The sequence below is a fragment of the Lentzea sp. NPDC054927 genome (assembly GCF_053610285.1).
In genome coordinates this window covers 1-25,770 of record NZ_JBSGXZ010000020.1, presented here as the reverse complement: position 1 = coordinate 25,770, position 25,770 = coordinate 1, and the positions used below count along the sequence as shown (strand labels likewise).

The following is a 25,770-nucleotide window of genomic DNA, read 5'->3' as shown; positions in this document are numbered from 1 at the left end:
CCCAGGGAAGCGCGGGTTCGTCGAGCTAGGCCCACTTGGTGTCGGAGCAGTTCGCGTCCACGTAGTCGCGGACCAGCGCCGGATCGCCGGACGAGGCCTTCGCGGCCGCGTCCCGCACGAACTGGCGTCCTGCCGTGTCGTCCTCCGGCGGGTACCGGGTCACGAGGTGCTCGATGGCGTCGAGTGCCGTGGCCGCCTGCGCCTTGTCGTCCCGCAGAACCGCCGCGTCCCACGAGCGGTACCAAGCACAGGTGTTCACGACCGCCAGCGCCTGGCGCGCGAAGCCCTGCTCACCCTCGGCCGGTGCGGTCGCCTTGATCAGCGCGTCCAGATCAGGGTGAACATCGGCCGGCCACTTCATCGTCGAATGAAGTGAGCGAACCTCATCCGGATATCCCGCCGGCTCAGCGGCGCTCGCGCCACAACCCGCGACGAACAACAGCAGCAGGAAAACGAACCGCATTTGTCAGCTCACGTTCCACCGGACGTTGCCGTTCCACGTGTCCGTGGTGTTGCTGCCGTACGACTTCGCGGAAAGACAGAAAACGGTGCTCGCCCGGAAGCCGGAGCCGATCCGGACGTACGGCGTCGGGTCGGCGTTCTGCAGCCGCACCGCAGAGCCCTCGGCACCACCTGAGCAGCGGCGCCACTTGACGTCGATCTCAGGGCCGTCCGTCTTGCGCACGTAGATGTTGGAGCCGCCGACGGTCACCGTGCGCTGAGTGCCGTAGTGGACCCACTCGCCCTTCCGCAGATTTCCGGAAAGCCCGCTGTCGGACGCGCTGGCGGGCACGGCAGTGGCGACCAATGCGCCGATGATTCCGACTGCGACCAGGAACGTTTTCTTCATCGCTGTTTACTCCCCAGGCATCAGGAAACTGAACGCGATGAAAATTAGTGATCGGCGACCGACCGGGCATACCGCCGGAAGAGCAGCGGTCCACGCGCCGGAGTATTACTTGGTTAATCACCAACTAGGCCGAAGGCGTGACGGCAATCCACCACGTGGGCGACGCCGCACACGGTGAACGCTAGAAGGCCCAGCACAACGAAGGAAGAACCGCACTGACAGCGCGGCCCTTCCCGCGGATGAACTTCAGCCTTCCTTGCGGTGACGCTTCGCCGCGCGGACCTGTTCGCGCAGGCCCTTGCGCAGTTCCCGGCGCGTCCTCCAGCGGTTCCACGGGAAGACGTCGGGTTCGGCCTGGGCGAACTGACCGAGGGCCTCGATGCGCTGCTGGTACTCGCCGAACGCCTTGCGGTCGAGCTTGCCCGCCTTGCGCTTGTCCGCGTACATGAGCAGAACTTTGCTGACGGCGAGCTGCGTGATCATGGCGCAGTGTGCCTTGTGCGTCCGGCGGTCCACCCGGTGAGTCTGCGCCCGACCCGCTGGGCAGGCCATCACGCAAAAGAGGGGCCGCGCCCACCGGCACGACCCCTCCTCCAGCTGAAACCGACTCAGACGACCGAGCGCTCCTCGGCGAAGTGGCACGCGGCGGGGTGGCCCCCGTTGCGCGACACCAGCTCCGGCACCTCGGTGGCGCAGATGTCCTGCGCCTTCCAGCACCGCGTGCGGAACCGGCAGCCCGAGGGCGGGTCGATCGGCGAAGGCACGTCGCCCGTCAGACGGATGACGTCACGCCGGCCGCGCTGGGTCGGGTCCGGCACCGGCACGGCGGACAGCAGCGCCTGCGTGTACGGGTGCATCGGGCGTTCGTAGATCTCGTCCTCGGTGCCGATCTCCACGATCTTGCCGAGGTACATCACCGCGACGCGGTCCGACAGGTGGCGGACCACCGACAGGTCGTGCGCGATGAACACGTACGACAGGCCCATCTCGGACTGCAGGTCGCCCAGCAGGTTCATCACCTGCGCCTGGATCGAGACGTCCAGAGCGGACACCGGCTCGTCGCACACGATCACCTTGGGCTTCAACGCCAGCGCGCGGGCGATGCCGATGCGCTGGCGCTGACCGCCGGAGAACTGGTGCGGGTACCGGTTGATGTGCTCCGGGTTCAGGCCGACGATCTCCAGCAGCTCCTGGACCTTGCGCTGCCGGTCGCCCTTGGGCGCGACCTCGGTGTGGATCTCGTAGGGCTCACCGACGATGTCGCCGACCGTCATGCGGGGGTTCAGCGACGTGTACGGGTCCTGCAGCACGATCTGGATGTCGCGGCGCAGCTTGCGCAGCTCCGCACCCTTCATCGCGAACATGTCGCGGCCCTCGAAGCGTGCGAGGCCCGCGGTCGGCGGCTCCAGGCGCATCAGCACCTGAGCCAGCGTGGACTTGCCACAACCGGATTCGCCCACCACACCAAGGGTTTCGCCCTTGTTGAGCGCGAACGAGACCCCGTCGACGGCCTTGACGTGGCCCACGGTGCGCTTGAACAGCACGCCGACGCGGACCGGGAAGTGCTTGACGAGGTTCTCGACCTCGAGGATTGGCTCAGCCACGAGCGACAACCTCCTCCGCGATGTGGCACCGGCTGGTGCGGCCCATGCCGAGGTTGTGCACGGCGGGCACCTCGGTCGAGCACCTGTCGAACACGCGCGGGCAGCGCGGGTTGAACGGGCAGCCGGGTGGGATGTTGGTCAGCGACGGCGGCAGGCCCTTGATCGTCTTGAGCTCCTGGCCGCGCAGGTCCACGCGGGGCAGGGACTCCAGCAGCGACTCGGTGTACGGGTGCCCCGGCGCGCGGAACAGCTCGTAGACGTCGGCGTGCTCGACGATGCGGCCCGCGTACATGACCGAGATCCGGTCCGCGACGTCGGCGACCACGCCGAGGTCGTGGGTGATCAGGATCATGCCCATGTCGCGTTCCTTCTGGATCTCCGCCAGCAGGTCCATGATCTGGGCCTGCACGGTGACGTCCAGAGCGGTCGTGGGCTCGTCCGCGATCAGCAGCTCCGGGTCGAGCGCCAGCGACATCGCGATCATCGCGCGCTGCCGCATACCGCCGGAGAACTGGTGCGGGTAGTCCGAGACGCGACCCTTGGCGTTCGGGATCTTCACCTGGTCGAGCAGCTCGACCGCGCGCTTGCGAGCGTCCGCTTTGGACATCCCGCGGCGGACCTTGAGCTGCTCCTCGATCTGGAACCCGATGGTGAACACGGGGTTCAGGGCCGAAAGCGCGTCCTGGAAGATCATGGCGATGCCCTCGCCACGCACCTGACGCCGCTCTTCCGCCGACTGGGTCAGCAGGTCCTCACCGCGGAACTTGATCGAACCGTTGGTGATGAACCCCGGCGGAGTGTCCAGGATGCCCATGATCGTCTGGGCGGTCACGGACTTGCCGGAACCGGATTCACCCAGCACAGCAAGGGTTTCGCCCGCCGAGACGTGGTACGAAACGCCGTTGAGCACCTTCGCGACACCGTCGCGGGTGCGGAATTCCACGTGGAGATCCTCGACCTCCAGCAATGGCTGAGTCACAGGATTCCCCTAACGGGACTTGGGGTCGAGGGCGTCGCGCACGGCGTCGCCGAGCATGACGAAGGCCAGCACGGTGATCGTGACGAAGCCCGCGGGGAACAGCAGCATGTGCGGAGCCGACTGGAAGTAGTCGCGCGACTCCGAGATCATCACGCCCCACGACACGACCGGCGGACGCAGGCCGATGCCGAGGAACGCCAGCGTCGCCTCGGCGCCGATGAAGGCACCCAGGGCGATCGTCGCGTACACCAGCACGGGCGCCACGGTGTTCGGCAGCAGGTGCCGGAACACGATCCGCAGCGGGGACGCACCGAGCCCGCGGGCGGCCTTGACGTAGTCCTGCTGCTTCGCCACGAGCGTCGCCGAACGCATGATGCGCATGGCCACCGGCCACGACAGCACGGCGATCGAGAGCACCACCTGCGTGATGATCCGGAAGACGCCGGGGTTCTCCGTCGGGGCGTTGAGCGTCGTCAGGATGACGATCGCACCGAGCACGAACGGGATGCCGGCGAAGATGTCGCTGAACCGCGACAGCACGCTGTCGAGCCACGTCTTCGCGTAGCCGGCGATGATGCCGACGGTCGACCCGATCAGCACGGTCAGCAGGGTCGCGAAGATGCCGACGAGCAGCGACGCGCGAGCGCCGTGCATCGCACGGGCGTAGACGTCGTAGCCCTGCAGGTCGTAGCCGAACCACGCGCTGCCCGAAGGCGGCTGCAGCGACTTGTCGAGATCCGCGTGCCGCGGGTCGACCGACGTGAACAGCGTCGGCCAGATCGCCATCAGCACGATGATCGCGATGATCACCAGCGAGATGATGAACGTGGGCTTCGTGCGCAGCTCGCCCCACGCGTCGCTCCAGAGCGAACGCGGCTTCTTCTGCTTCTGCGACGAGTCGTCGACGTGGCTGAGCTGGTCGACACCTGCCGCCGCGGAGGCCTCGAGTCCGGCTCCACCGGACACGGATCCTGGGTCACTCATAGCGAATCCTCGGGTCGAGAACGGCGTACAGGAGGTCGACGATCAGGCTCATCAGCAGGTACACCAGCACCAGCAGGGTCACGATGCCCGTGACCATGATGCCTTCCTTCTCCTGGATGCCGCGGAAGATCAGGCCGCCGATGCCGTTGATGTTGAAGACGCCCTCGGTGACGATCGCGCCACCCATGAGGCTGCCGAGGTCGGTGCCGAGGAACGTGATCACCGGGATCAGCGAGTTGCGCAGCAGGTGGATGCCGACGACGCGGGTCGTGGGCTGGCCCTTCGCGATGGCCGTGCGCACGTAGTCGGCGCGACGGTTCTCCACGATGCTCGAGCGGGTCAACCTGGCCACGTAGGCCATCGAGAGACTGCCGAGCACGAAGCCGGGCAAGATCAGTTCACCGAACGTCGGATCGGAGCTGACCGAGGTGTCCATGAAGTCGAAGCCCTGCGGGCCGAGGTAGAGCCGCAGCACGAAACCGGTGACGAACACCGGCAGGGAGATCAGGAACAGGGTCGAGACCAGGACCAGGTTGTCCAGGAAGCCCTGCTTGCGCAGACCCGTGAGGACACCGGCGGTGATGCCGATGATCGCCTCGATGACCAGCGCGATGATGCCCATCTTGAGCGTGATCGGCCACGAGGTGGCGATCTGCTCACCGACGGACACGCCGTTGAAGGTGGTGCCGAAGTCACCGGTGATGAGGTTGCCGAGGTACTTGAAGTACTGGAGCAGCAACGGGTCGTTGAGGTTGAGCTTTTGGCTCATCTCCGCGATGTAGGCCGGATCGCACGGCCGCTGGCCGCACTTGCCCGCGAACGGGTCCTGCGGAATCGCCCAGACCAGGGCGTAGATCAGAAAGGTGGTCCCGAGGAAGACCGGTATCAGCTGCAGCAGACGGCGCAGCACATAGCGACCCATTAGGTCGGCTCCTTGCGTGGTGGGGGGCGCTCCTGATCCTGAACACCGCTCCGGCCCCACGCCCGTGAACGCTCGACGGACGCAGGGCCGGACGGGTCAATCAGAACTCAGGTGTTCGGCAATCAGGCCTTGACGCGGAACGACTCCAGAGCGCCCTGACGCTTGAACGACATCTTGGCGGCGAGCAGGTTCTTGGACCGGCCACCGATGCCCTTCTCGTTCCAGGTCGGCATGGAGGGCAGGTCCTTGGCGATGATGTCCTCTGCCTGCTGGTAGAGCTTGATCGCCTCGTCCTCGTTGGCCGTCTGGTCGGCCTTCTTGAGGAGCGCGTCGACCTCGGGCTTCGAGTAGTTCGAGTCGTTGGACGAACCACCCGTGCGGTACAGCGGGTTGAGGAAGTTCTCGATCGACGGGTAGTCGGCCGACCAGTCCGAACGGCTCATGCCGGTCAGCTGCTTGCCGTCGACGATCTGACGGAACGCACCGAAGTTGGTGGCACCGACGAACTCGCAGTCAACACCGAGCGTCTGCTTGATGCTGTTGCACGCCGCCTCGAGCGGCTCCTTGCGGCCACCGTCCTGGTTGGACTGGATGGTCAGCTTGCCGGTGAAGCCCGACTCCTTGAAGAGCTCCTTGGCCTTCTCGGGGTTGAACTTGCAGTACTCGCCGCAGGTGTCCGCGCGGTAGCCCTTGATGCCGGGCGAGACGAAGCTGGTGGACGGCACGTACGAGCCGGCCAGCACGGTCTTCGTGATCTGCTCCCGGTTGATGGCCATCGAGACGGCCTGGCGCAGCTTGACGTTCTGGTACGCCGGGATGTACTGCGGGAACGCGATCGCGCTCTGGCCGAGCAGGTTCGCGGTCACGACGGCGTCACCGAGGTCAGCCTTGTACTTCTCGCCGACCTTGGCCGACGGGGGCAGGGCCTCCATGAAGTCCAGCTTGCCCGCGACCAGGTCCTGGTACGCGGTCTCCTGGGAGGAGTAGATCTTGTAGTCCAAGGTCTTGAAGTGGACCTTGTCCTCGCCCTTGTAGTCGTCGAAGCGCTCCATCTTGATCAGCGCGTTCGGCGTGCGGGAGACGAACTTGAGCGGGCCGTTGCCGATCGGCTTGGCCTCGGCGGCCTTCGGGTCCGCGAAGAACGAGTCGGCCATCGGCGAGAACGGCGTGTAGCCGATCATCGTGGTGAAGACCGAGGTCGGGCCGTTGAGGGTGACCTTGAACTCGTAGTCGCCCACCAGCTCGAGGCCGGACATCTTGTCCTTGGCCGGCTTGGCGTTCTCGTCGGCCGGGTGGACGTCGTCGAAGCCCGCGATCGGGGCGAAGAACGATGCCGCCTGCTGAGCGTTCGGCGCGTACGCGGCCCAGTTCCAGGCGTCGACGAAGTTCTTCGCCTTGACCTCGGTGCCGTCGTGGAACTTCCAGCCCTGCTTGATCTTGATGTTGTAGACCTTGGCGTCATCCGACTTGATCGAGTCGGCCATCAAGTTGTAGGGCGCGCCGTCCTCGGTCTTGTAACCGACCAACCGCGAGAACAGCGAGTCGGTGACCTTGCCACCGCCGGCCTCGGTCGTGTTGGCCGGGAACAAGGTGCTCTTGGGCTCGGTGCCGTAGATGGACACCGTGCCGTCCGGGTTGTCCTTGCCATCGGTGGCGTTGGTGCTACCGCCACCGCCGCCGCATGCGCTGAGCGTCATGGCGAGCGCGGCTGGCAAAGCCACCCACGCAACCCGTGATCGCGACATCAGTCTCTCCCGCCTTTCCCCGGCGCCGCTCCGCAGATATTGCGTGCGCGCGCCTCCCCGGGAGGCCTCGTCCACCTCCCAAAACGTGAGAGGACGTTAACCGGGGCGTCCAGTAGTACGCGCATCGAAAGCGGTCACAAAGTCGTCACGATCACCTCAAGCCGACCTTAATTCGGCTCTAGACCAGCGAAAACGCGATGCCGTCGAGGATGTCGTGCTCACTGCACACGAGCGTGCGAATACCCGCGCGATTCGAGAGCTCCTCGGCAATCGCACGCAGAACCACAGCTCCACCGCAGATCACGTCCACTCGACCGGGGTGCATGGGCCCGAGCGAGGCACGCTCATCATGAGTCATGGAGAGGATACGGTCGGTGATTTTATGAACATTGTCAAGTGTGATCCTGCTGAGGTGAATATCGTCGCTGTTGTACACCTCCAGGCCTTGGACCAGGGCTGACAACGTCGTAACAGTGCCGGCGACGCCAATCCAGGTCTTCGCCTTCTCCACGGGCACCACTTCGAACGCTTCTTTGATCGCCGCGCGCGCAAACGCTTCCGCTTCGGCGATTTCCGCCTTCGAGGGCGGATCGGAGTGGATGAACCGCTCCGTCAGCCGCACGCACCCGATGTCCATCGACCTCGCGGCCTCGACCTCCGTGCCGCTGCCGAGGACGAACTCGGTCGAACCTCCACCCAAATCGGTGACGAGGAAGGATCCCTCGTTCGGGTCAAGATCGGCCACCGCACCGAGGTAGGACAGCCTTGCCTCCTCGTTCCCGGTGATCACCTCCGCGGGCGCGCCGAGGATCTCCTCGGTCATCCCGAAGAACTCGTCCCGGTTGCTCGCGTCGCGCGTCGCACTCGTGGCGACCATGCGTGCCGTCTCGACGCCCTTGCGTTGCATCGTGCGCGCGTAGTCGAGGAGGGCTTCCTTGGTCCGTTGGATCGCGTCGGGGTGCAACCGCCCGGTGGCGTCCACGCCCTGCCCGAGCCGGACGATCTTCATCTCGCGGTGCACGTCCCGCAGCCACGCGGTGCCGTCGTCGCGCTTGGTCACGTCCGCCACGAGCAGTCGGATCGAGTTGGTCCCGCAGTCGATGGCCGCAACCCGCGACATGATCACCCCTACTTCAGCTGCCGATACTCCTCGGCAAGCATGGCGTAGACGAAACAGTCGGCCCACTCGCCCTTGAAGAACTCGTGGTGCCGGAAGTGCGCCTCCCTGCGCATGCCCAGCCGTTCCATCAGCCGCCACGACGCCTCGTTGCGGACTTCGCACTCGGCGATGATCCGGTGCAGTCCCATCACCTCGAACCCGAGCCCGAGCAGCGGCTCGGTGGCCTCACGCGCGTAGCCCTTGCCCTGGAACTCCGGGTTGAAGATGTAGCCGACCTCGCCCTGGCGGTGTTCCGCGCTCAGCCACTTGATGTCGACCTCGCCGATCACGCGGCCGTCGAGCGTGACCGCGAACGCCAGCCACTGCCCCTCCTCGGCGATCTCGCGCTGGTTCACCCACTTCGCCAGGTTCTCCGCGGCCTCCGCGCGGGTGTACGGCTCGTTGTGGAGGTAGCGGTTGACCTCGGGGAGCCTCCGGTAGGCGAGGACGTCGTCGAGATCGGTGAGTTCGAACGGGCGGAGGGCGAGCCGGGCGGTCCTGATCGGGAAGTCAGGCTTGAGCACGCTCGTACTCCTCCGCGAGCAGCGCGTAGACGTAGCAGTCGCCCCAGGCGCGCTTGAACATCTCGGACTCCCTGAAGTGCGCCTCCCTGCGCATCCCGAGCCGTTCCATCAACCGCCACGACGGCTCGTTGCGCGGGTCGCAGATGGCCGTGATCCGGTGCAGTTCCAGCTCCTCGAACCCGATCTTGAGCATGGCCTCGGCTGCCTCACGCGCGTAGCCCTTGCCTTGGTGGGCGGGGTTGAGCGTGTAGCCGACCTCGCCCTGGCGATGTTGTTCGCTGACCCACTTGAGGACGACGTCGCCGATGACCTCGTCGTCCAGCACGACCGCCAGCACGAGCCACTGACCTTCCTCGGTCAGTTCGCCCATGGTCAGGCTCCGCTCGAGGCGCTCGGCGGACTCCTCCGGCGTGGCGGCCTCGCCGTAGAGGTAGCGGCAGACCTCGGGGTTCGAGCGGTAGGCGTGCAGGTCGTCGAGGTCACCCGGTTCGAAGGGGCGGAGGAGGAGACGGTCTGTTTTCAGCGGGTAGTCGGGGCGCACGCCTTCACAATGCCAAGGAACGCCGCCCACGCCTCACGATTTACGGCGAGGTGGGTGGCGGGGGCCTTGCTGTCGCGGATGCCGATGCCGTGACCGACCTCGACGCACTCGCTTCCAGTTGCGCTGTAGCTGCTCTTGCGCCAGGTCGACATCCGGTACGCCTCCTCAGGACAGCATGCTGTTGATCAGCCACCTCGATTCTTCCGCGTCCAAGGCGTCTCGATCCAGCCCTTTCAACGCGTCGGCGAAGGTGTCGAGCGATCCCTTGTCCTCCAGGAACAGTCCCGCGTTGTAGTTGTCGAGGTAGACAACTGGTTCGAACTTGTCGTACTCGAGCATCGTGAACGAGCTGGACAACCCTGCGTGCGCTCCGATGGCGGTCGGGATGATCCGGAAGGTGATGTACTGCCGCACCAACATCACGTTGATGTGGTTCAGCTGCGCCCGCATCACATCGGGACCGCCGACAGGCAACCGAAGCGACTGCTCGTGCACGTAGAACACGAACTGGCGGCCAGGTCTGAAGATCGCCTGCCGTTCGAGCTTCGCTCGGATCAGCGCATCGATGTCCGCTGGATTGATCCGCGGCCACTTCTCTGCAACTGCTCGGATGTAGCCGGCGATCTGCAGAAGGCCGGGGACGAGATTCATCGACCAAACGATGATCTTGCTGGCGAGGCGTTCCTGGTTGATCAGGGTCCGCAGTTGTTCCGGCACGCCGTCCTCAGGAAACTGCAGCCAGCCCTTCTCCCGTGACTCGCGGAAGAGGGTGAGCAGCCGCTCGACTTCAGCGTGGGGGACGCGACAGTAGGAGAGCAGCCGTACGACGTCGGCCTCGCTGACGCCGCCCTTGCCCTGCACCATGTCGGAGACCTTGGCCTCCTGCCAGTCCAAGAGCTCGGCGAGTTTGCGCTGGGTCAAGCCGCTCTGCTCGATGGCGTCACGGACGCCATTGCCGAACTCCCGGCCCACCACGCTTGAGTTGCGCTTCGGCATGCACAGAAGCTAGGAGACGAACTCCCCTTCGCTCCAACGTTTCTGCCCGAATCGCCCCGAACGAAGTACGACTTGGAATCGTTCCAACGCGACACCCCGTACTAGCTGGGCGTGCTCGTGATCAAGCTGCTCGAGGTCGGCTGGACCGAACTGCTGCCGGCGCTGCTGCTGTTGTTCGTCGAGGACTGCGAAGTCCCGGACGAGGACTGCGGCGGAGTCGACGGCTCGGTCTGCGGCGGGTTCGAGGACGGCGGCGTCGAGGACGGTGGGGTCGAAGACGGCGGCGTCGAAGACGGTGGGGTCGAGGACGGCGGCGTCGAGGACGGCGGGCACAGCGGGTTCGACGGGGTCGTGGTGGTCGGCGTCGTGGTGGAGGTGGACGTCGGCGTGGGCAACGGCGTCGGGCACTGCGGTCCGGACGGCGTCGACGGCGGCGTCGAGACCGGCGGGTTCGACGGGGTGTTGCCGTTGTTCGGCGGAGTGCCGGGGTTCTGCGGGTTGTTCGGCGCCGGGTTCTGCTGGTTGTTGCCGTCGTCCGGCAGCAGCGGCAGTGTGTCGACGTTCTCGCTGTACTGCTTGGCCCACTTGAGGACCGTCTCCACGTAGGTCGTGGAGTTGTTGTAGCGGAAGACGGCCTTGGCGCGGTCGGCCTGCTTCGTCAGGTCGCCGCCGCCCGCGCACAGGTAACGCCCGGCGCCGAGGGCTGCGTCGTAGATGTTGTTCGGGTTGACGATGCCGTCTTCGTTGAGGTCGCCGCTGAAGCTCGCCCACGTGGCGGGGATGAACTGCATCGGGCCGACCGCGCGGTCCCAGGCGGTGTCGCCGTCGAGGCGGCCTCCGTCGGTGTCGCGGATGGGAGCCACGCCGGGGCTGCCGTTGAGGACCGGGCCGAGGATCTTGGGGGTGGCGTCGCCGACGGCGTTCACGCGGCCGTTGTTGGCGTGGTTCGACTCGACCTTGCCGATGCCGGCGAGCAGGGCCCAGTCGAGGCGGCAGCCGGGCACGAGCTCGGCCATCTTGTCCTCGGCGCGGAGGTAGGCCTCCAGGACGACGCCGGGGATGCCGTGCTCGCTCGGGAAGTCGTCGATCAGGCCGGGGTCGTTGTCGAGGTCGTCATCGATGTCGCCGTCCTCGAGGTCGGCGATCAGCGCGGCGCTCAGCTCCTCGGAGAGCGGCAGCCTGCCGGACGCGCCGAGCTCGGCCGGGTCGAAGCGCAGGGCCCCGTAGACGTCGGCCTGGCCAAGGGCCACGTTGATGTTCTGGTGCTTGGAGAGGTTGACCCAGTCGACGAGCTTGGTGCCGACGATCATCGCCGGCGCGAGCATCGCAGCCAGCGCAGCCACGGCGAAGCCCTTTTGCCTGGGGCTCAGCGCCGATGGACCGCGCAGTTTGGCCATTGCCACGAATACTCACCTCTCGTGCGTCATCGCGGCGCGCCGTCCTGCAGTTACGGCGCTGCCCCCATCGCTGACCCGTTCCACCCTGCCCCACTCCTGAGACTAGGTGTACCCAAGACGGAGTGAAGCGTGCGTTCGGTTCCGTTGACTGTTAACTCAGGCTGAATCTAGGCGCAGTCGCCGGTGGGCCAGAGCAACTGCTCCTGCAAGAGTGCCAGGGCTTCGTCCCCCATGGGATTGACCCCGGGGCCCTTCGCGAGGGCATGAGCGACGTGCACGTGAAGGCACTTGACTCTGCTCGGCATGCCGCCCGCGGTGACTTGCGTGCCCAACGACTCGATGGCGTCCCTCTCCGCGAGGTACGCCTCGTGCGCCCGCAGGTAGGCAGCGGCGAGCTCTTCGTCCTCCGCCAGACGCTCCTGCTGCTCCTTCATCAGCCCGCCGCCTTCCAGCGTGCTGACCAGCGAGTTCAGCTTCGGGCAGGTCAGGTAGTACAGCGTCGGGAACGGCGTCCCGTCAGGCAGCCGCGGGTCCGTCTGCACGACGTTCGGGTGCCCGCTGGGGCACCGCGAGGCGATCGCACGTGTCCCGCGCGGCATGCGGCCGAGCTGCTGAGCGACCGTTTCCAGGTCAGCAGCACTTACTTGTGCGTCACCGATTCCCACAGTTCCTCGTACCAAGACCCTTGTGCCGCGGGCTTGCCCGACGGCCTCTCCGATTCAGTGTTGCGACTCTCGTCACCCGGCAGTTGCACGATGTACGGCGTCTCGCCCGGTCGCACCCAGTGCAGCCGTTTGCGTGCCTCGATCTCGACGTACGCCGGGTCGTTCAGCTGCGCCTTCCGCTGTTCCAGAGCGGCGACCTGCTCACGCAGCTTCTGTTGCTCCGATCCCACGTCACGCAGCTCGTCGCGCTGCGAGAGGTAGGTCCGCAACGGGACCGCGATGCTCAACGCCAGTGCGCACAGCACCATCGCGAACATCGCGGCCCGCCGCGTACCGGTCATGCCGAACGCGCCACCCGTGCCGTCACTACGACGCGATGGCGCCTTCGGACGTGGTGGCTTCCGCGCGCGCGTAGGCCGCGCCTCCCGCTCTTCGCGGGGGCGACGGGGACGACGCGCGCGCTCGGCCATACCTCAGCTTCTCAGCTCTCCGGCGTGTAGCGCGGGAACGCGAGCTCACCGGCGTAGCGCGCCGCGTCACCGAGCGACTCCTCGATGCGCAGCAGCTGGTTGTACTTCGCGGTGCGCTCACCACGGGCCGGCGCACCGGTCTTGATCTGACCGGCACCGGTCGCCACCGCCAGGTCGGCGATGGTGGTGTCCTCGGTCTCGCCAGAGCGGTGCGACATCATCGACTTGTAGCCGTACGACGTGGCCAGCGAGACCGCGTCCAGCGTCTCGGAGAGCGTGCCGATCTGGTTGACCTTCACCAGCAGCGCGTTGGCGGCGCGGCGGGAGATGCCCTCCTCCAGGCGCTCCGGGTTCGTGACGAACAGGTCGTCGCCGACGATCTGGACCTTCTCGCCCAGCTCGGCGGTCATCTGCACCCAGCCGTCCCAGTCGTCCTCGGACAGCGGGTCCTCGATGGACACCATCGGGTAGTCGCGCACGAGCTCGGAGTAGTACCCGATCATCTGCTCGGCGGACCGCTTGTTCTTCTCGAACGTGTAGGCACCGTCGGAGAAGAACTCCGTGGCGGCCACGTCGAGCGCGAGCGCGATGTCGCGGCCCGCCCGGTAACCGGCCTTCTCGATGGCCTCGAGGATCAGGTCGAGCGCGTCGCGGTTGCTGCCGAGGGACGGCGCGAAACCACCCTCGTCACCCAGACCCGTGGCGAGTCCCTTGCTCTTCAGCACGGACTTCAGCGCGTGGTAGACCTCGGTGCCCCAGCGCAGGCCCTCGCGGAACGTCTCCGCGCCGATCGGCGCGATCATGAACTCCTGGATGTCCACCTCGGTGTCGGCGTGCGAGCCACCGTTGAGGATGTTCAGCATCGGCACCGGCAGCACGTGGGCGTTCGGTCCACCGATGTAGCGGAACAGCTCCAGGCCGGAGCTCGTCGCCGCCGCCTTCGCGACCGCGAGGCTCACGCCGAGGATCGCGTTGGCGCCGAGACGCCCCTTGTCCGGCGTGCCGTCCAGGTCCACGAGCTTCTGGTCGACGATGCGCTGCTCGACGGCCTCGATGCCCACCAGCTCCGGGCCGATCTCGTCGAGCACAGCGGTGACCGCGCGCTCAACGCCCTTGCCCAGGTACCGCTTGGCGTCGCCGTCCCGCAGCTCCACCGCCTCGTGCTCACCGGTAGAAGCACCCGACGGAACAGCAGCACGCTCCAGCGTGCCGTCGTCCAGCGCCACCTCGACCTCGACGGTGGGGTTGCCGCGCGAGTCCAGGATCTCGCGTGCTCCGACCTGCTCGATGACCGCCACTTGCGCTCCCTGTTTCTCCTGCGTCTCGTCTCGCGACGAGCCTACTTGGGCCAGGTGACCGGCCGGGGCTCGCCACCTGCACATCACAGTGGGCCACGCGTGCCGATCAACTGAATCGTGCCAGACGCGTTCCGTGCTGAACACGCCTGATCGGTCAGGGCCGGTCGAGGCGTTCGGTGACCCAGCTGATCTCCGAGCTCACCAGCCCGAACTCGCTCACCACCGCGTCACGAGTGCTGTCGAGATCAGCGGCCGAGTCGACGTACACGGTCGTTCCTTCGAACGTCGCGTCGGTGTACCTGATCAGGCCCGCGATCCCGAACGACGCCTTCACCACGGCCAGCTTCAGCGGTCCGAGACCGTCCATCTGGTCGACGAAGACGAGTCCGAACTTCTTCGACAGTTCCTCCGGGCTGAACAGCATCAAAAGGAGCGGAGAGTTTCCGCTCGTCGGCCATCCGAAATCGGGCAGCTGCTCAATCGCCACGCCACACCCCGGATCCACGTGTCCGCGCACTGCATGGATTCATCGAAGGCTCAGTGCGCTTCAACGGCGGCAGGCAGGTCCGACAGCTCGGCGATGTCCTCGGCGACCAGCGGGCGGTCATAGATCACGACGTCGTCGATGCCACCACTCCAGTAGCCGTCCGGGTTGCCTTCGTGCATGCCTCGACCGACGACGAGCTGACCGGACGCATCCCACGGCGTCTCATGCCTGGACGCGCCCTGGTCGACACCGTTGACGTAGAGCCGGACCTCCTTGGACACCCCGTCGTAAACGCCGATCAGCCGGGTCCACGCACCCGTCTCGGCCGGTAGGACCGATGCGACCGAGCTTTCCGCGGCACCGTCAGCGTCGGGGCCGGGGAGGGCGAACACCCACTTGTCCGACGAGGGCGAGTACTCCAGCGCGAACCCGCTGCGGCGGTCGCCGTCCTGGCTGACCGCGGTGAATCGGTCGCCCTTCTGGTCGAGCTTCACCCACGCCGCGACGCTGAAGCTCCGGTCGGTGCGGACGCCGAAGTCCGAAGTGGACAAAGTGCCCTGCTGCGCCCGGTCCAGCTGGGCGGCCTCGCCGTCACGGCCGGAGATCCAGGTGACACCGTTCTCAGAAGCGGCCATCGGGTGCAGGTTGTCCACGACGTCGTCACCGTTGCCGTCGAGCAGCCACCGGCCCGCGGACGGACGCAGCTGCTCGACCAGGAACTGGTACCGAACCGGCTGCCCGGCGTTGACGTTTCCCGCCCTGTCGACACTCTGCACGTACAACGTGTTGAAGCCCGCTCGCCGCGCGGTGACGTTCACGGTCACCCCACCACCGAACTGGTCGGCGGCGACGTAGTTCGCCGGCGGGTTCTCGTAGCCGTAGTAGAAGCCCTTGACGTCGGCGACGTTGTTGGCGTTGAAGGTGAACGCCCCGGTCATGCTGGTGCCGCCGTGGAACTCGCCGTCGTCGGGGAAGTCGGTGGAGGAGACCAGCGGCGGCCGGTCGGGCCGCACCGTGTCCACCTCGAACTCGCACGGCCCGGAGCGGTCTGACGACTCGTGGTTGTCACTGGCCTCCGCGCTGAAGGTGTACTTCCCACCGTGGACGAAGGTGCCCGGCGGCGGACTGACGCGCGCGATCTCGCCGTTGGGCACGCTCCCGACGCTCACTGACCCCGTGTCGCCACTCCCGACGGGACCCCAGTGGAAGCGGGCGTTCAGGAGCGGGTTCGCACTGCCGTCATGGTCGGTCAGGCGAGCGCTGAAGATCGGGGTGGCGGTGCGGATGAAGGGCCGGGCGTCGCCGACCGCGCAGTCCACGCCGTCGACCTTCAGCTCGCTCGGCGCGTCCGGCCTGGCGTTGGAGCCCGGAGCAGCCTGTGCCGGGACGCTGCCCAGGCCCAGTGCTGCGACTGTGAATGCTACTGACAGAACCTGCGGCACGCGCGCATGCGCATGCCGCGTCGCGGAACGACGCGACATTCTGCACTTCCCCCCAAGTTGGCCAAACCCCCGTTAGCGAGAGCCAGCTTCAGGCAACACCGAACCGGCGACAAGAGGCCGATCGGCCTAACAGAGGGTCACGGCGACCAACTGTGAGTAACACGCGCGTGCACTCATGGACTTGCCTTCAGCAGGCTCTCAACGGCGCGCGGCAGCACCTTGGGCAAGAACTCCCTCGCCGGAGCCTCGCCACTCGTGAAGACCGCGATCGTCATCACCACGTCCCCGCGCACGAGGAACGCTTCACAGATCCAGGCGCCCTCGCGCCGGTCAGGAACGCTGTGGCAGAACGCGTACGAACCATCAACGCCAGGAAGCTCAGGTAGCTCAGCGTCGGCCTTGACCGTCCGCAACGGCTTGTTGATCGTCCCGATGTAGGTCTGACACGAACGAGCCTTGGTACGCACGGTGTCGAGGACTTGGGCACCGGTCACCCCGATCAGCGCGTACACGTCCTGCTCGACGACCCTCAAGCCCATCCACACCCGCTTGCGTGAGGTGGAGACGCCGGTGTCGACCCGAGCACCCAGGCACACCTCACTGAGCTTGCCATCCGTGTTGCCGACCTCATCCGTCAGCGCCGGCCGGTCCAGCAGGAACTTGGTGCCGAATTCGTTGAAGGTTTCCGGTGCCATCAGCGCCGCCTTCACCTTCGGTTCCAGCGCTCGGACCATGTCCGGCGTTGACGCCGTGGACGTGGTGGTTGGTGCGGAGGTCGCAGGCGGCGGTTCAGCGGGTGCAGGTGTGCAGGCTGTGAGCGCGACCAAGCAAACGGCTAGAACGAAACGCATGACCTTCCCCCAGGTCGACACCACGACATCAGCGGTGGTCAGGTGAGCGTGACCGGCAGGTGCTTGATTCCGTTCTGGAAGTTCGACCTCAACCGCGCGATCTCCCCGTCGAGCCGCAACATACCCGGCAGGTCCAGCACGGCGTCGAAGATCGCCCGCATCTGAGCCCGAGCCAACTGCGCCCCAAGACAGAAGTGCGGCCCGTGCCCGAAGCTCAGGTGATCAGCCTCCCGCCGCCCCACGTCGAACCGATCAGGCTCGGTGAACACGAGCTCATCCCGGTTGGCCGACGAGAACCAGACGACGACCTTGTCCCCGGCCTTGATCTCCACCCCGCCCAACGACGTGTCCTGCACGGCCGTGCGCCGGAAATGCATCACGGGCGTCCACCACCGCAGCATCTCCTCGACGGCGGTGGGCAACAACGAACGGTCAGCACGCAACCGCGCGTATTGGTCCGGGTGTGAAAGCAGCGCGATCATGCCGCCGGGGATCCCGTTGCGGAGGGTTTCGTTGCCCGCCACGGAGAACAGCCAGAAGAGGTTCTCGAACTCCTCGAGAGAGATGTCCTCGGACATGAGGTTGCTCAGCACATCATCAGAGGGATGCGCACGCTTGTACGAGCCCAACGCGTGCGCATAGGCGTAGAGGTCCGGCATACCGTCACGTGCACGCGGATCGCGGCCATCGGACGGACGCAGTTCCAACGCCGCCAACGCCATGTCGGTCATGCCGACGGTCGAGCTGGAGGACAGCGCGTATTCGGTGTCCTGGAAGCCGATCACGCGGTTGCTCCAGTCGTAGAGCAGCGCGCGGTCCTGCCGGGGCACGCCGAACACGTCGGCCAACATCAGCAGCGGCAGATCGGCTACGTCGGCGGCGAAGTCGCCAGACAGACCAGCGATGATCGAGCGGGCGTTCGAGCGGATCCCGTCCTCCAGCCTGGCGACCGCGCGAGGGGTGAAGGCGCTGGTCAGCAGGCGGCGCAGCCGGGTGTGCGAGGGCGGGTCCTGGTTGAGCATCATGCGTTGGACGTACTTCAAGTCCTCAGGCAGAGGGTCGCGGATCTGGGTGGCGCCGCGGAAGGACGAGAAGACGGCGGGTGAGCGCAACACGGTGCGGACGTCGGCGTGGCGGAAGACTGCCCAGAAGTCGTCGATGCGCACGACGTTCTTTTCGCGCAGCCGGGTGAGTGCGTCGTGCGGTACGCCCGAGGTATACGTGTCGGGGTCGACGATCAGGTCGGCATCGGTCCGCATAGAACGGGATTCTGACGTGCTTCATGTCGAACGTGGTGGAAACGGGCCGTTGCTGGTGCTGTTGCACGGCCTGGGCGCGACCGGTGAGGTGTGGCAGGACGTCGTGAGCGAGTGGAAGGGCAGCTGGCTGGTGCCGGACCTGCCTGGTCACGGCCGCAGCGGACCCATCGCCAGGTACTCGTTCGGCTCGCTCGCATCGGCCATCGCGGACGTCATCCCGCGCGAGCCCGTCACGGTCATCGGGCACTCGCTGGGTGGTGTGGTCGGGCTGGCGCTGGCGAGCGGCTGGTTCGGCGTCGACGTCACCACGTGCGTCGGGGTCGGGATCAAGGTCCAGTGGACGGACGAGGAGCTGGAGAAGGCCGCGGCGCTCGCCGCCAAACCGGCCAAGGTCTTCGCCACCGAAGAAGAAGCCGTCGAGCGGGCGTCCAAGATGGCCGGCGTGAAACTCCGGCACGGGGTGTCCGAAGTGGACGGCGGGTGGGCGCCGAGCCTGGACATGCGGGCGTTCGGGGTGGGGCGGCCGGACATGCCGGGGCTGATCATGGCGGCCGAGGCCGAGATCGTGCTGGCGGCGGGTGAGAACGACCCGATGAGCCCTCAGGAGCACCTGAAGGAGTTGGTGCCCGAGCCGGTGATGTTCCCCGGCGCGGGCCACAACGTGCACGTCGAGTCGCCCTCGTCCCTGCACACCGTGCTGGCTCAGCTGGCCACGTAGCCGCCGTCGGCCGTGAGGACCGCGCCGGTGACGTAGCTCGCGCGGTCGGAGGCCAGGAACACCACCGCGTCCGCGATCTCGTCCGGCTCGCCGACGCGCCTCAGGGCGGTGAGGTCGGTGATCGTCTCGAACAGCTCGCCGGCGCCCTGGATCGCGGCGTCGGTGGCGATCGGGCCGGGTGCCACGGAGTTGACGCGGATGCCGGCCGGGCCGAACTCGGTGGCCCACGAGCGGGTCAGCGCGTCCATCGCGGCCTTGGAAGCGTTGTAGACGGAGCCGACCGGGGTGCCGATCACGGCGGCGATCGAGGAGACGTTGACGATCGAACCGCGACCCTTGGCGACCATCGCGGGCACGAGGGCGGCGGTGAGGAAGTAGGTGCCGCGCACGTTGACGTCGAACACCTGCTGGTAGCCGTCGAGGGACTGCTCGGGGGTCGGCGAGAACGGGAAGATGCCCGCGTTGTTCACGAGCACGTCGACCTCGCCGACTTCCTCTGCCAGCTTGCGGACGTCGTCGATGTTCGCGACGTCGGCGACGATGAAGTGGCCGGTCCCGCCGGCCCGCTCGATCAGTTCGACGGTCTCCTTGCCCAGTTCGGCGCGACGGCCGCTGACGTAGACGGTGGCACCCGCCTCGGCGAGCTTGACCGCGATGGAACGGCCGATGCCCGAGGTGGCTCCGGTGACGAGTGCCTTCTTGCCTTCGAGTTCCTTGGTTGACATGTCTACGAACTTGCCGAGCGCAGATCGTCATGCCATAAATTCGGGATGAATCAGCTGGTCAGAACCGGTGCGCGCCAGCCGAAGTACATCCGCACGAACCGCGGCAGGCGGTAGCGGCCGAGCACCAGCGGTTCGATCAGGTGCACGTCGGCCAACGCCTCCAGCACGTACTCGATCGCTCCCGGCTCGACCCCGGCCATCTCCGCCGCCGCGCAGATGTCGATCACGTCGGTCTCCCGGCGCGAGAAGCACTGCAGCAGGTGGCGTTCCTGGTCGGAGAGCTGCTGCTCCGCCTTGATCATCGGGGCCAGCACGGCCTGGCAGTCGGACGGGATGGCACTGCCGAGCTGCGTTTCCCGTTCCATCTGGGCCAGCAGCATTGCGACGGTCCAGTGCGGGCGGCCGGTGAGCTTGCCGCCGAGCACGCGGATCGGGTTCGGCAGGTGCGAGACGCGGGACAGCACTTCCTCGGCGACGTCCGCCTCGGCGTCGACCCGCGCCGGCTCGAGAACCCTCCGGAAGAACTGGCGGGCCTCGTCCTCGGTCAGCCCGGCGAGCTTCAGCCAGGTCACGCCCGGCAGCGCGTTCAGCCTGCGCACACTCGTCAGGATCATGGCCGAGCCCGGCGTGTGCAGGTCCGCGAGCCCGGCGGGATCGACGACGTCGTCGACCACGATCAGGAACCGCTTGCCGCGCGCCTTTTCCCGCCACAGCGCGGCTTTGTCGCCGTGCGGGTTCTCGACGCCGACCGCGCGCAGCAGCTCGTTCGCGACGTCGTGGGACCGCACGAAGATCTGACCGTCCGGGAACTGGTGCTTGGCGAGGTGTGCCACGTGGGTCGCGAGCGCGGTCTTGCCGCTGCCCTGCATGCCGGTGATGCCGACGGTCTGCGGCAGCGTCCGCAGTGCGGCTGCGATCTCCACGGTGCGGCCGGTGAAGTCGGGCAGGCCGGGCGGCAGCTGTTCGGGGCTGCGGGCCAGTTTCAGGTCGCCCTTGAGGATCTGCGCGTGGATCTTGCGCAGCTCCAGGCCTGGTTCGAGGCCGAGGTCGTCGTTCAGGAGCGCGCGCACCTGGTGGTACTGGTCCAACGCCTCGGCCTGCCTGCCCTCACGGAACAGAGCCTGCATCAGCAGAGCGCGCGGGCGTTCCCGCAACGGGAAGGCCGCGACGTGCTTCTGCAGTTCGAGGACGTCCAGCTCGCGTTCGAGCAGGGCTTCGCGGCAGTGCAGCCGCTCGTTGCCGATCCTGACGCGCTGGGCCTCGAAGTAGGTGCTGGTCAGGCCCACGAGCGGTTCGTCGCGGCAGTCGTCGAAGAGCTCGGCCCGCAGGGTGTAGCCGCCGTCCTTGGACTTCAGGTCCAACTCGGGGATCGCCTTGCGGATCTTGTACATGTACGTCCGCAACGCCATCACGGCGCTCGGCGTCGGGTCGTCCCAGACCATGCCGATCAGCTGGTCGTTGCTCAGGCGGATGCCGTTGTTCAGCAGCAACGCCGCCAGCACCGCGCGCTGCTGGCGCGGGCCCAGGTCGATCTCCTCTTCGTCGCGCCAGGCTCGTACCGGACCCATCAGTGAGAAGCGCAGGCTCATGCAACAGCACAACGTCCGCGGGCATTCCCCGCTTCCCGCGGCTCACGGACGGGTCGGCAACGGGCGCGGCTCGATCACCTGCTTCATGACGATCGTCGAGGTCAGGCCACGTACGCCGGGCAGCTTGGCGAGCGTCTCCTCGTACAGCCGCTGGTACGACGCGAGGTCCGCGGTGACCACGCGCAGCAGGTAGTCGGGGCTGCCGAACAACCGCTGCGCCTCCACCACGTTCGGCACGTCGATCAACGCCCGGTCGAAGTCGTCCATGCACTCCAGCCGCAGCTTGGCGAACACCAGCGCCTCGAAGCCGAACCCGATCGCGGCGGCGTCCACCACGGCCCGGTAGCCGCGGATCACCCCGGCGCGTTCCAGCTCGCGCAGGCGGCGCTGGCAGCGGGAGATGCTCAGCTGCACCTTGTCGGCCAGGTCGGTGACGGTCAGCCGGCCGTCAGCCTGCACCTCAGCAAGAATCTTGCGGTCGATGGCGTCCATGCAGCAAAGAATGGCAAACACTTCCTCCGCCGACTCTCCTAGCTTTGCCCAATGAACCCGTTACGTCAGCTTTCCCTGGACCAGCTGAGGCAACGCACGAGCATGAAGTGGCGGTACTACCCCGAGGACGTGCTGCCGGTGTGGGTGGCCGAGATGGACGTGCTGCTCGCCGAACCGGTCGCGCGGGCGATCACCGAGGCCGTCGAGCGAGGTGACACCGGCTACCCCAACGGCACCGCGTACGCCGAGGCGCTCGCCGAGTTCGCGAAGAAACGCTGGGGCTGGGCGCCGGCGGTGGAACGGACCGCGATCGTGCCCGACGTGATGCTGGGCGTCGTCGAGATGTTCCGGCTGGTCTCCCACCGCGACGCGCCCGTCGTGGTCAACTGCCCGGTCTACCCGCCCTTCTACCAGTTCATCGAGTCGCTGGGACGGACTGTCGTCGAGGCTCCGCTCGGCGAAACCTGGCGGATCGACTTCGCCGCGCTGCAGGACGCGTTCGTGCGCGCCGGCGAAGGCGCGGTCTACCTGTTGTGCAACCCGCACAACCCGACCGGCACCGTCCACACCGCCGCTGAACTCGACGAAGTCGCCGAACTGGCGCGCAGGCACGGAGTTCGCGTAGTGGCGGACGAGATCCACGCGCCCCTCACGACCGCGGACTTCGTGCCGTACCTCAGCGTCGCGGACGACGGGCTGTCGGTGATGTCGGCCACCAAGGGGTGGAACCTGGCCGGGCTGAAGGCGGCGCTCGCGATCGCGGGTCCGGACGCCGCCGAGGACCTCGCGCGGCTGCCGGAAGAGGTCGGCCACGGCCCCAGTCACGTCGGGATCATCGGCCACACCGCGGCGTTCCGCGACGGCGGCGACTGGCTGGACGAGCTGCTGGCCGGGCTCGACGAGAACCGGCGCCTGGTGACCGATCTGCTGGCCGCCGAGTTGCCCGCGGTCCGCTACCAACCCGGCGAGGGCACCTATCTGGCCTGGCTGGACTGCCGCGGGCTGGGCCTCGGCGACGATCCCGCCAGGACGTTCCTGAAGCACGGCAAGGTGGCGCTGAACTCCGGACTCCCGTTCGGCACCGGCGGCGCGGGGTTCGTGCGGATGAACCTGGCGACGTCGCCGGAGGTGATCACCGAGGCGGTTCGCCGGATGGCCGTCGCGTGGAACGAAACCTCGTCCTGAGTGGTCCTGCCTGGTAGTCCTGGACAGCGTGCGGATCAAACCCGGCTTCGCGGTCACCACGGTGCTCGTGTGGGCCTCCGGCTATCCGGTGGGCGCGCTCGCCGTGGCCGTGGCTCCCCCGTTCCTGATGACCACGATCCGGTTCGCGCTGGCCGCCACGCTGATGGCGCTGGTAGCCCTGGTGAGCAGCGCCCCGTGGCCGCGGGGACGGCCGCTCGTCCACACGTGCGTCGCGGGGCTGCTCGTGCAGGCGGGCCAGTTCTCCGGTGTTTACCTGGGACTGCGGCTGGGCGTGCCGGCGGCGGTGACGGCGTTGGTCATTTCGTGCACGCCGGTGCTCACGGCCGTTGTGGCCGCTTGGGTGTTCCGTGTCCGAATTGGACTCAAGCAGCTGCTGGGACTCGCGCTCGGCATCGCCGCGGTGCTGGCCGCGCTGTGGGACCGGCTGGGATCGTTCGGGTCCGGCGCGGTGTTCACCGTGCTGGGCATGCTCTGCTTCGTCGCGGGTGGCGTCTACCAGCAGAAGTTCTGCCGGGACACGGACTTCCGCAGCGGCAACGCGGTGCAGCACGCCGTGTCGGTGCCGGTGGTCGGGCTGCTGGCGCTGACCGAGAGCGCCGGGGTGACGGACTGGCCGCAGCTGTGGCTGACGCTGGTGTTCCTGGTGCTGGTGAACTCGATGGGCGGGGCGTCGCTGTTCCTGGTCGGGGTGCGCGACGGCGGTGCGGCGGCGATGACCACGCTGTCCTCTGTGGTCCCGTCGGTGACTGCGCTGATCGCGTGGCCGTTGCTGGGACAGGCGCCGACGACCGGCGTGGTGGCCGGTCTGGTGCTCGGGTTCCTCGCGTGCTGGCTCGGGACCGCCACCCCTTCGAGTTCTGTCGCCCGGACGGCAGTCGAAGAACGGCCGAACGCTGGGTAACGTTGATCGAATGACGGACAGCACCTTCGAGGCGTTCCGGAAGGCGGAGGCTTTGATGGCCCAGCGCAGGCCGCTGGAGGCGCTGCGCGAGCTGAAACAGGTGCTGGCCGAGGCCGGGGAAGCGCCTTCCGTGCAGCTGCTCGCGGGCCGGGCATATCTCGGGTCCGCCCAGCTCAACCGGGCGGAAGAGGCGTTCCGCAAGGTTCTCGACCTCGACCCGAGCGACCACTACGCACGGTTCGCGCTGGGCAAGACCCTGCAACGGCTGGCCCGGCTGCCCGAGGCGTTGGCCCAGCTGAGGATGGCTGTCGCGATGAACCCGTCACCCGAGTACCAGGAAGCTCTCGGCGAGGTGCGCGCCCGGATGGCCGTCGAACGGGACCGGTGACTGTCCACTGAGGACCGTTTAGCACGTTGCTCCATATGGACGCATGCTCAGCGGTGAGTGAGCGACTAAGTTCTCTTTGAGGCCACCATGGGGGCCGCACTGGATCTGGGGGGATCTGACAACCGTGAGCGCGGTTTGCGCTGCCCTCGTTCTGGTGTGCTGAAACGGCCGCGAACAGAGGGGTTTTTCGCAGTGAAGATGGTCAAGCTCTCGGCATTGGCGGCGGTTGCCGCCACCGCAGCACTGCTGGCGTCGACCACGCCGTCACTCGCGCAGGGGCAGAGCAGTCCCTCCGCGATCACGCCTGAGGTCAAGGCGTTGATGACAACTCAGGACAAGCTCCACAAGATCGCCGACCGGTTCGAGAGAGGCAACGGCTTCGGCGGTCTCTTCGTCGACGCCGGCAGCAAGACGCTGAACGTGTACTGGAAGGGCAAGGCCCCGGCCAAGGTCACGGCGGCCGCCGCCGTCGCCAAGGCGCAGGGCCTCACCGTGAAGGTCCACTCGGCGAGGTACTCACAGGCGGAGCTCAAGGCCGAGGCCTCGCGCATCGTCAAGAGCAACCCGGCGATCCAGAGCATCGCCGCCAAGTACGATGGCAGCGGCCTCGCGGTCAAGCAGGCGGCGACGGGCTTCTCGGCGAAGTCCGCCGTCCCGAGCTCGGTCGCGGTCGAGGTCGAGACCGGCGCCGTCGAGCTGGCCGCGTCCCGGCTCGTCGACTCGTCGCCGTACAAGGGCGGCGCGTACATCGTGAACCGCAGGGACGGCGTGGCGCAGGGCTCGTGCAGCTCCGGCTACACCGTGGTCGACAACGCCACGGGCGCCGACAAGCTCCTGACGGCCGCGCACTGCGGTGCCCTCGGCACTTCGTACACCAACGGCGCCGGCGAGCCCGTCGGCCAGATCACCAGCCGTTCGGTGGCGTCGGACAGCGAGATCATCAGCCTCGTCGGCACCGGAACGGGCCAGGCTCGGGTGTGGATCGGCGACTCGATCCAGACCGAGTCGAACCAGTACGGCCTCGACGTCATCGGCTCCTCGGCGACGATCGCCGGCGACTGGCTGTGCGACTCGGGTTCGTACTCCGGCACCATCTGCGACATCCGTGCGATGAACGTCGGCCTGACCGTCTGCCTCACCAACTTCGGCTGCGTGAACAACTCGGTCGAGGCACTGCACCAGGGCGGCTACAGCGCCGGCGGCAACGGCGACAGCGGCGGCCCGATCTTCTCGGTGCAGCAGCCCGGTGACAAGCTCGTCGCCCGCGGCACGCTGACCGCGATCTCGGTGGCGGCGGCCGACCTCCGCCAGTGCAGCGGTGTGCCGGCGGGCAACGGCCGCCAGTGCTCGCAGCGGATCATCTTCCCGGACGTCACGGCCCAGATGGCCGACCACAACTTCCGGATCAAGACGATCGCCTGACCTGGCTCGAACAAACGGGCCCGCGTCCTCCGTGGACGCGGGCCCGCCTGTTTTCACATCGCTAGTGTCCTGAGTCGCAAGTTCGCAGCCAGTCATCCCGTCTGGCTGGGTGGCGTCTGCAAGTACCGCCAACTCTTGATCAAATCGCCTGTAACT

General features: G+C 67.1%; 29 protein-coding genes. 5 read left to right on the top strand and 24 right to left on the bottom strand.

The genetic code is table 11. From position 1 onward, the window contains the following. Positions 1–25: 25 nt before the first annotated feature. From ACWGE0_RS24975 to ACWGE0_RS24875, 21 genes are all read right to left on the bottom strand, one after another. Positions 26–463 (bottom strand): hypothetical protein, encoded by a 438-nt coding sequence (locus tag ACWGE0_RS24975; RefSeq protein ID WP_452263316.1) that lies wholly within the window; start codon positions 461–463, stop codon positions 26–28. 3 nt (positions 464–466) lie between these two features. Next, positions 467–850, bottom strand: coding sequence for a hypothetical protein (locus ACWGE0_RS24970; RefSeq protein WP_452263315.1), 384 nt, complete (start codon positions 848–850; stop codon positions 467–469). 246 nt (positions 851–1,096) lie between these two features. Then, positions 1,097–1,366, bottom strand: a complete 270-nt coding sequence (locus ACWGE0_RS24965) for a hypothetical protein (RefSeq protein WP_452263314.1) — start codon at positions 1,364–1,366, stop codon at positions 1,097–1,099. Positions 1,367–1,458: 92 nt separating this feature from the next. Then, the gene (locus tag ACWGE0_RS24960) at positions 1,459–2,454 is read right to left on the bottom strand and encodes an ABC transporter ATP-binding protein (protein WP_452263313.1); all 996 of its coding nucleotides are present in this window, start codon (positions 2,452–2,454) and stop codon (positions 1,459–1,461) included. Beyond that, the gene (locus tag ACWGE0_RS24955; RefSeq protein WP_452263312.1) at positions 2,447–3,433 is read right to left on the bottom strand and encodes an ABC transporter ATP-binding protein; all 987 of its coding nucleotides are present in this window, start codon (positions 3,431–3,433) and stop codon (positions 2,447–2,449) included. The genes ACWGE0_RS24960 and ACWGE0_RS24955 overlap by 8 nt, the downstream gene beginning before the upstream one ends. A 9-nt stretch (positions 3,434–3,442) precedes the next feature. Then, positions 3,443–4,417 (bottom strand): ABC transporter permease, encoded by a 975-nt coding sequence (locus ACWGE0_RS24950; RefSeq protein WP_452263311.1) that lies wholly within the window; start codon positions 4,415–4,417, stop codon positions 3,443–3,445. Next, complete coding sequence (locus ACWGE0_RS24945; RefSeq protein WP_452263310.1) at positions 4,410–5,339, bottom strand: ABC transporter permease; 930 nt, start codon at positions 5,337–5,339, stop codon at positions 4,410–4,412. The genes ACWGE0_RS24950 and ACWGE0_RS24945 overlap by 8 nt, the downstream gene beginning before the upstream one ends. Before the next feature lie 122 nt (positions 5,340–5,461). Further along, positions 5,462–7,084, bottom strand: coding sequence for a peptide ABC transporter substrate-binding protein (locus ACWGE0_RS24940; RefSeq protein WP_452263309.1), 1,623 nt, complete (start codon positions 7,082–7,084; stop codon positions 5,462–5,464). Between the two features lie 178 nt (positions 7,085–7,262). Continuing rightward, positions 7,263–8,204, bottom strand: coding sequence for a Ppx/GppA phosphatase family protein (locus ACWGE0_RS24935; protein ID WP_452263308.1), 942 nt, complete (start codon positions 8,202–8,204; stop codon positions 7,263–7,265). 8 nt (positions 8,205–8,212) lie between these two features. After that, the gene (locus tag ACWGE0_RS24930) at positions 8,213–8,767 is read right to left on the bottom strand and encodes a GNAT family N-acetyltransferase (RefSeq protein WP_452263307.1); all 555 of its coding nucleotides are present in this window, start codon (positions 8,765–8,767) and stop codon (positions 8,213–8,215) included. Continuing rightward, a complete protein-coding gene (locus ACWGE0_RS24925; RefSeq protein ID WP_452263306.1) occupies positions 8,754–9,308 on the bottom strand; it encodes a GNAT family N-acetyltransferase in 555 nt (184 codons plus the stop codon). The genes ACWGE0_RS24930 and ACWGE0_RS24925 overlap by 14 nt, the downstream gene beginning before the upstream one ends. Then, positions 9,287–9,460 (bottom strand): DUF397 domain-containing protein, encoded by a 174-nt coding sequence (locus ACWGE0_RS24920; RefSeq protein ID WP_452263305.1) that lies wholly within the window; start codon positions 9,458–9,460, stop codon positions 9,287–9,289. The genes ACWGE0_RS24925 and ACWGE0_RS24920 overlap by 22 nt, the downstream gene beginning before the upstream one ends. A gap of 13 nt (positions 9,461–9,473) precedes the next feature. Next, positions 9,474–10,304 (bottom strand): helix-turn-helix domain-containing protein, encoded by an 831-nt coding sequence (locus ACWGE0_RS24915; protein ID WP_452263304.1) that lies wholly within the window; start codon positions 10,302–10,304, stop codon positions 9,474–9,476. A 101-nt stretch (positions 10,305–10,405) separates the two neighbouring features. After that, the gene (locus ACWGE0_RS24910; protein ID WP_452263303.1) at positions 10,406–11,707 is read right to left on the bottom strand and encodes a lytic transglycosylase domain-containing protein; all 1,302 of its coding nucleotides are present in this window, start codon (positions 11,705–11,707) and stop codon (positions 10,406–10,408) included. 161 nt (positions 11,708–11,868) lie between these two features. Next, positions 11,869–12,300, bottom strand: a complete 432-nt coding sequence (locus ACWGE0_RS24905) for a DUF501 domain-containing protein (protein WP_452263302.1) — start codon at positions 12,298–12,300, stop codon at positions 11,869–11,871. 41 nt (positions 12,301–12,341) lie between these two features. Then, a complete protein-coding gene (locus ACWGE0_RS24900; protein WP_452263301.1) occupies positions 12,342–12,707 on the bottom strand; it encodes an FtsB family cell division protein in 366 nt (121 codons plus the stop codon). 140 nt (positions 12,708–12,847) lie between these two features. Beyond that, positions 12,848–14,134 carry a phosphopyruvate hydratase gene (gene eno / locus ACWGE0_RS24895; RefSeq protein WP_030482071.1) on the bottom strand — a complete coding sequence of 429 codons (1,287 nt, stop codon included), beginning with the start codon at positions 14,132–14,134 and terminating at the stop codon, positions 12,848–12,850. 154 nt (positions 14,135–14,288) lie between these two features. Further along, the gene (locus ACWGE0_RS24890; protein WP_452263300.1) at positions 14,289–14,558 is read right to left on the bottom strand and encodes a hypothetical protein; all 270 of its coding nucleotides are present in this window, start codon (positions 14,556–14,558) and stop codon (positions 14,289–14,291) included. Between the two features lie 113 nt (positions 14,559–14,671). Further along, complete coding sequence (locus ACWGE0_RS24885) at positions 14,672–16,102, bottom strand: LamG domain-containing protein (RefSeq protein ID WP_452263299.1); 1,431 nt, start codon at positions 16,100–16,102, stop codon at positions 14,672–14,674. Positions 16,103–16,236: 134 nt separating this feature from the next. Continuing rightward, complete coding sequence (locus ACWGE0_RS24880; protein ID WP_452263298.1) at positions 16,237–16,797, bottom strand: hypothetical protein; 561 nt, start codon at positions 16,795–16,797, stop codon at positions 16,237–16,239. 155 nt (positions 16,798–16,952) lie between these two features. Then, on the bottom strand, positions 16,953–18,173 hold the full coding sequence (locus ACWGE0_RS24875) for a cytochrome P450 (protein ID WP_452263297.1): 1,221 nt from the start codon (positions 18,171–18,173) through the stop codon (positions 16,953–16,955). Positions 18,174–18,189: 16 nt separating this feature from the next. Here ACWGE0_RS24875 and ACWGE0_RS24870 point away from each other — a divergent pair, with 16 nt between their 5' ends. After that, on the top strand, positions 18,190–18,891 hold the full coding sequence (locus tag ACWGE0_RS24870; protein ID WP_452263296.1) for an alpha/beta fold hydrolase: 702 nt from the start codon (positions 18,190–18,192) through the stop codon (positions 18,889–18,891). On the opposite strand, the gene ACWGE0_RS24865 is transcribed toward ACWGE0_RS24870, so the two are convergent. Genes ACWGE0_RS24865 through ACWGE0_RS24855 form a run of 3 tightly spaced genes read right to left on the bottom strand, consistent with a single transcriptional unit; the run spans position 18,876 to position 21,697 of the window. After that, the gene (locus tag ACWGE0_RS24865; protein ID WP_452263295.1) at positions 18,876–19,616 is read right to left on the bottom strand and encodes an SDR family NAD(P)-dependent oxidoreductase; all 741 of its coding nucleotides are present in this window, start codon (positions 19,614–19,616) and stop codon (positions 18,876–18,878) included. The two genes, ACWGE0_RS24870 and ACWGE0_RS24865, sit on opposite strands and share 16 nt — an antisense overlap. A gap of 50 nt (positions 19,617–19,666) precedes the next feature. Next, positions 19,667–21,205: a BTAD domain-containing putative transcriptional regulator gene (locus ACWGE0_RS24860; protein WP_452263294.1), complete on the bottom strand. Its 1,539-nt coding sequence runs from the start codon at positions 21,203–21,205 to the stop codon at positions 19,667–19,669. A 42-nt stretch (positions 21,206–21,247) separates the two neighbouring features. After that, positions 21,248–21,697 (bottom strand): Lrp/AsnC family transcriptional regulator, encoded by a 450-nt coding sequence (locus tag ACWGE0_RS24855; protein WP_452263293.1) that lies wholly within the window; start codon positions 21,695–21,697, stop codon positions 21,248–21,250. Between the two features lie 51 nt (positions 21,698–21,748). Here ACWGE0_RS24855 and ACWGE0_RS24850 point away from each other — a divergent pair, with 51 nt between their 5' ends. From ACWGE0_RS24850 to ACWGE0_RS24835, 4 genes are all read left to right on the top strand, one after another. Beyond that, on the top strand, positions 21,749–22,882 hold the full coding sequence (locus ACWGE0_RS24850) for a MalY/PatB family protein (protein WP_452263292.1): 1,134 nt from the start codon (positions 21,749–21,751) through the stop codon (positions 22,880–22,882). A 28-nt stretch (positions 22,883–22,910) separates the two neighbouring features. After that, on the top strand, positions 22,911–23,804 hold the full coding sequence (locus ACWGE0_RS24845) for a DMT family transporter (RefSeq protein ID WP_452263291.1): 894 nt from the start codon (positions 22,911–22,913) through the stop codon (positions 23,802–23,804). A 10-nt stretch (positions 23,805–23,814) separates the two neighbouring features. Next, complete coding sequence (locus tag ACWGE0_RS24840) at positions 23,815–24,192, top strand: tetratricopeptide repeat protein (protein ID WP_452263290.1); 378 nt, start codon at positions 23,815–23,817, stop codon at positions 24,190–24,192. A gap of 192 nt (positions 24,193–24,384) precedes the next feature. After that, positions 24,385–25,614 carry a hypothetical protein gene (locus ACWGE0_RS24835; RefSeq protein WP_452263289.1) on the top strand — a complete coding sequence of 410 codons (1,230 nt, stop codon included), beginning with the start codon at positions 24,385–24,387 and terminating at the stop codon, positions 25,612–25,614. Positions 25,615–25,770: the final 156 nt, after the last annotated feature.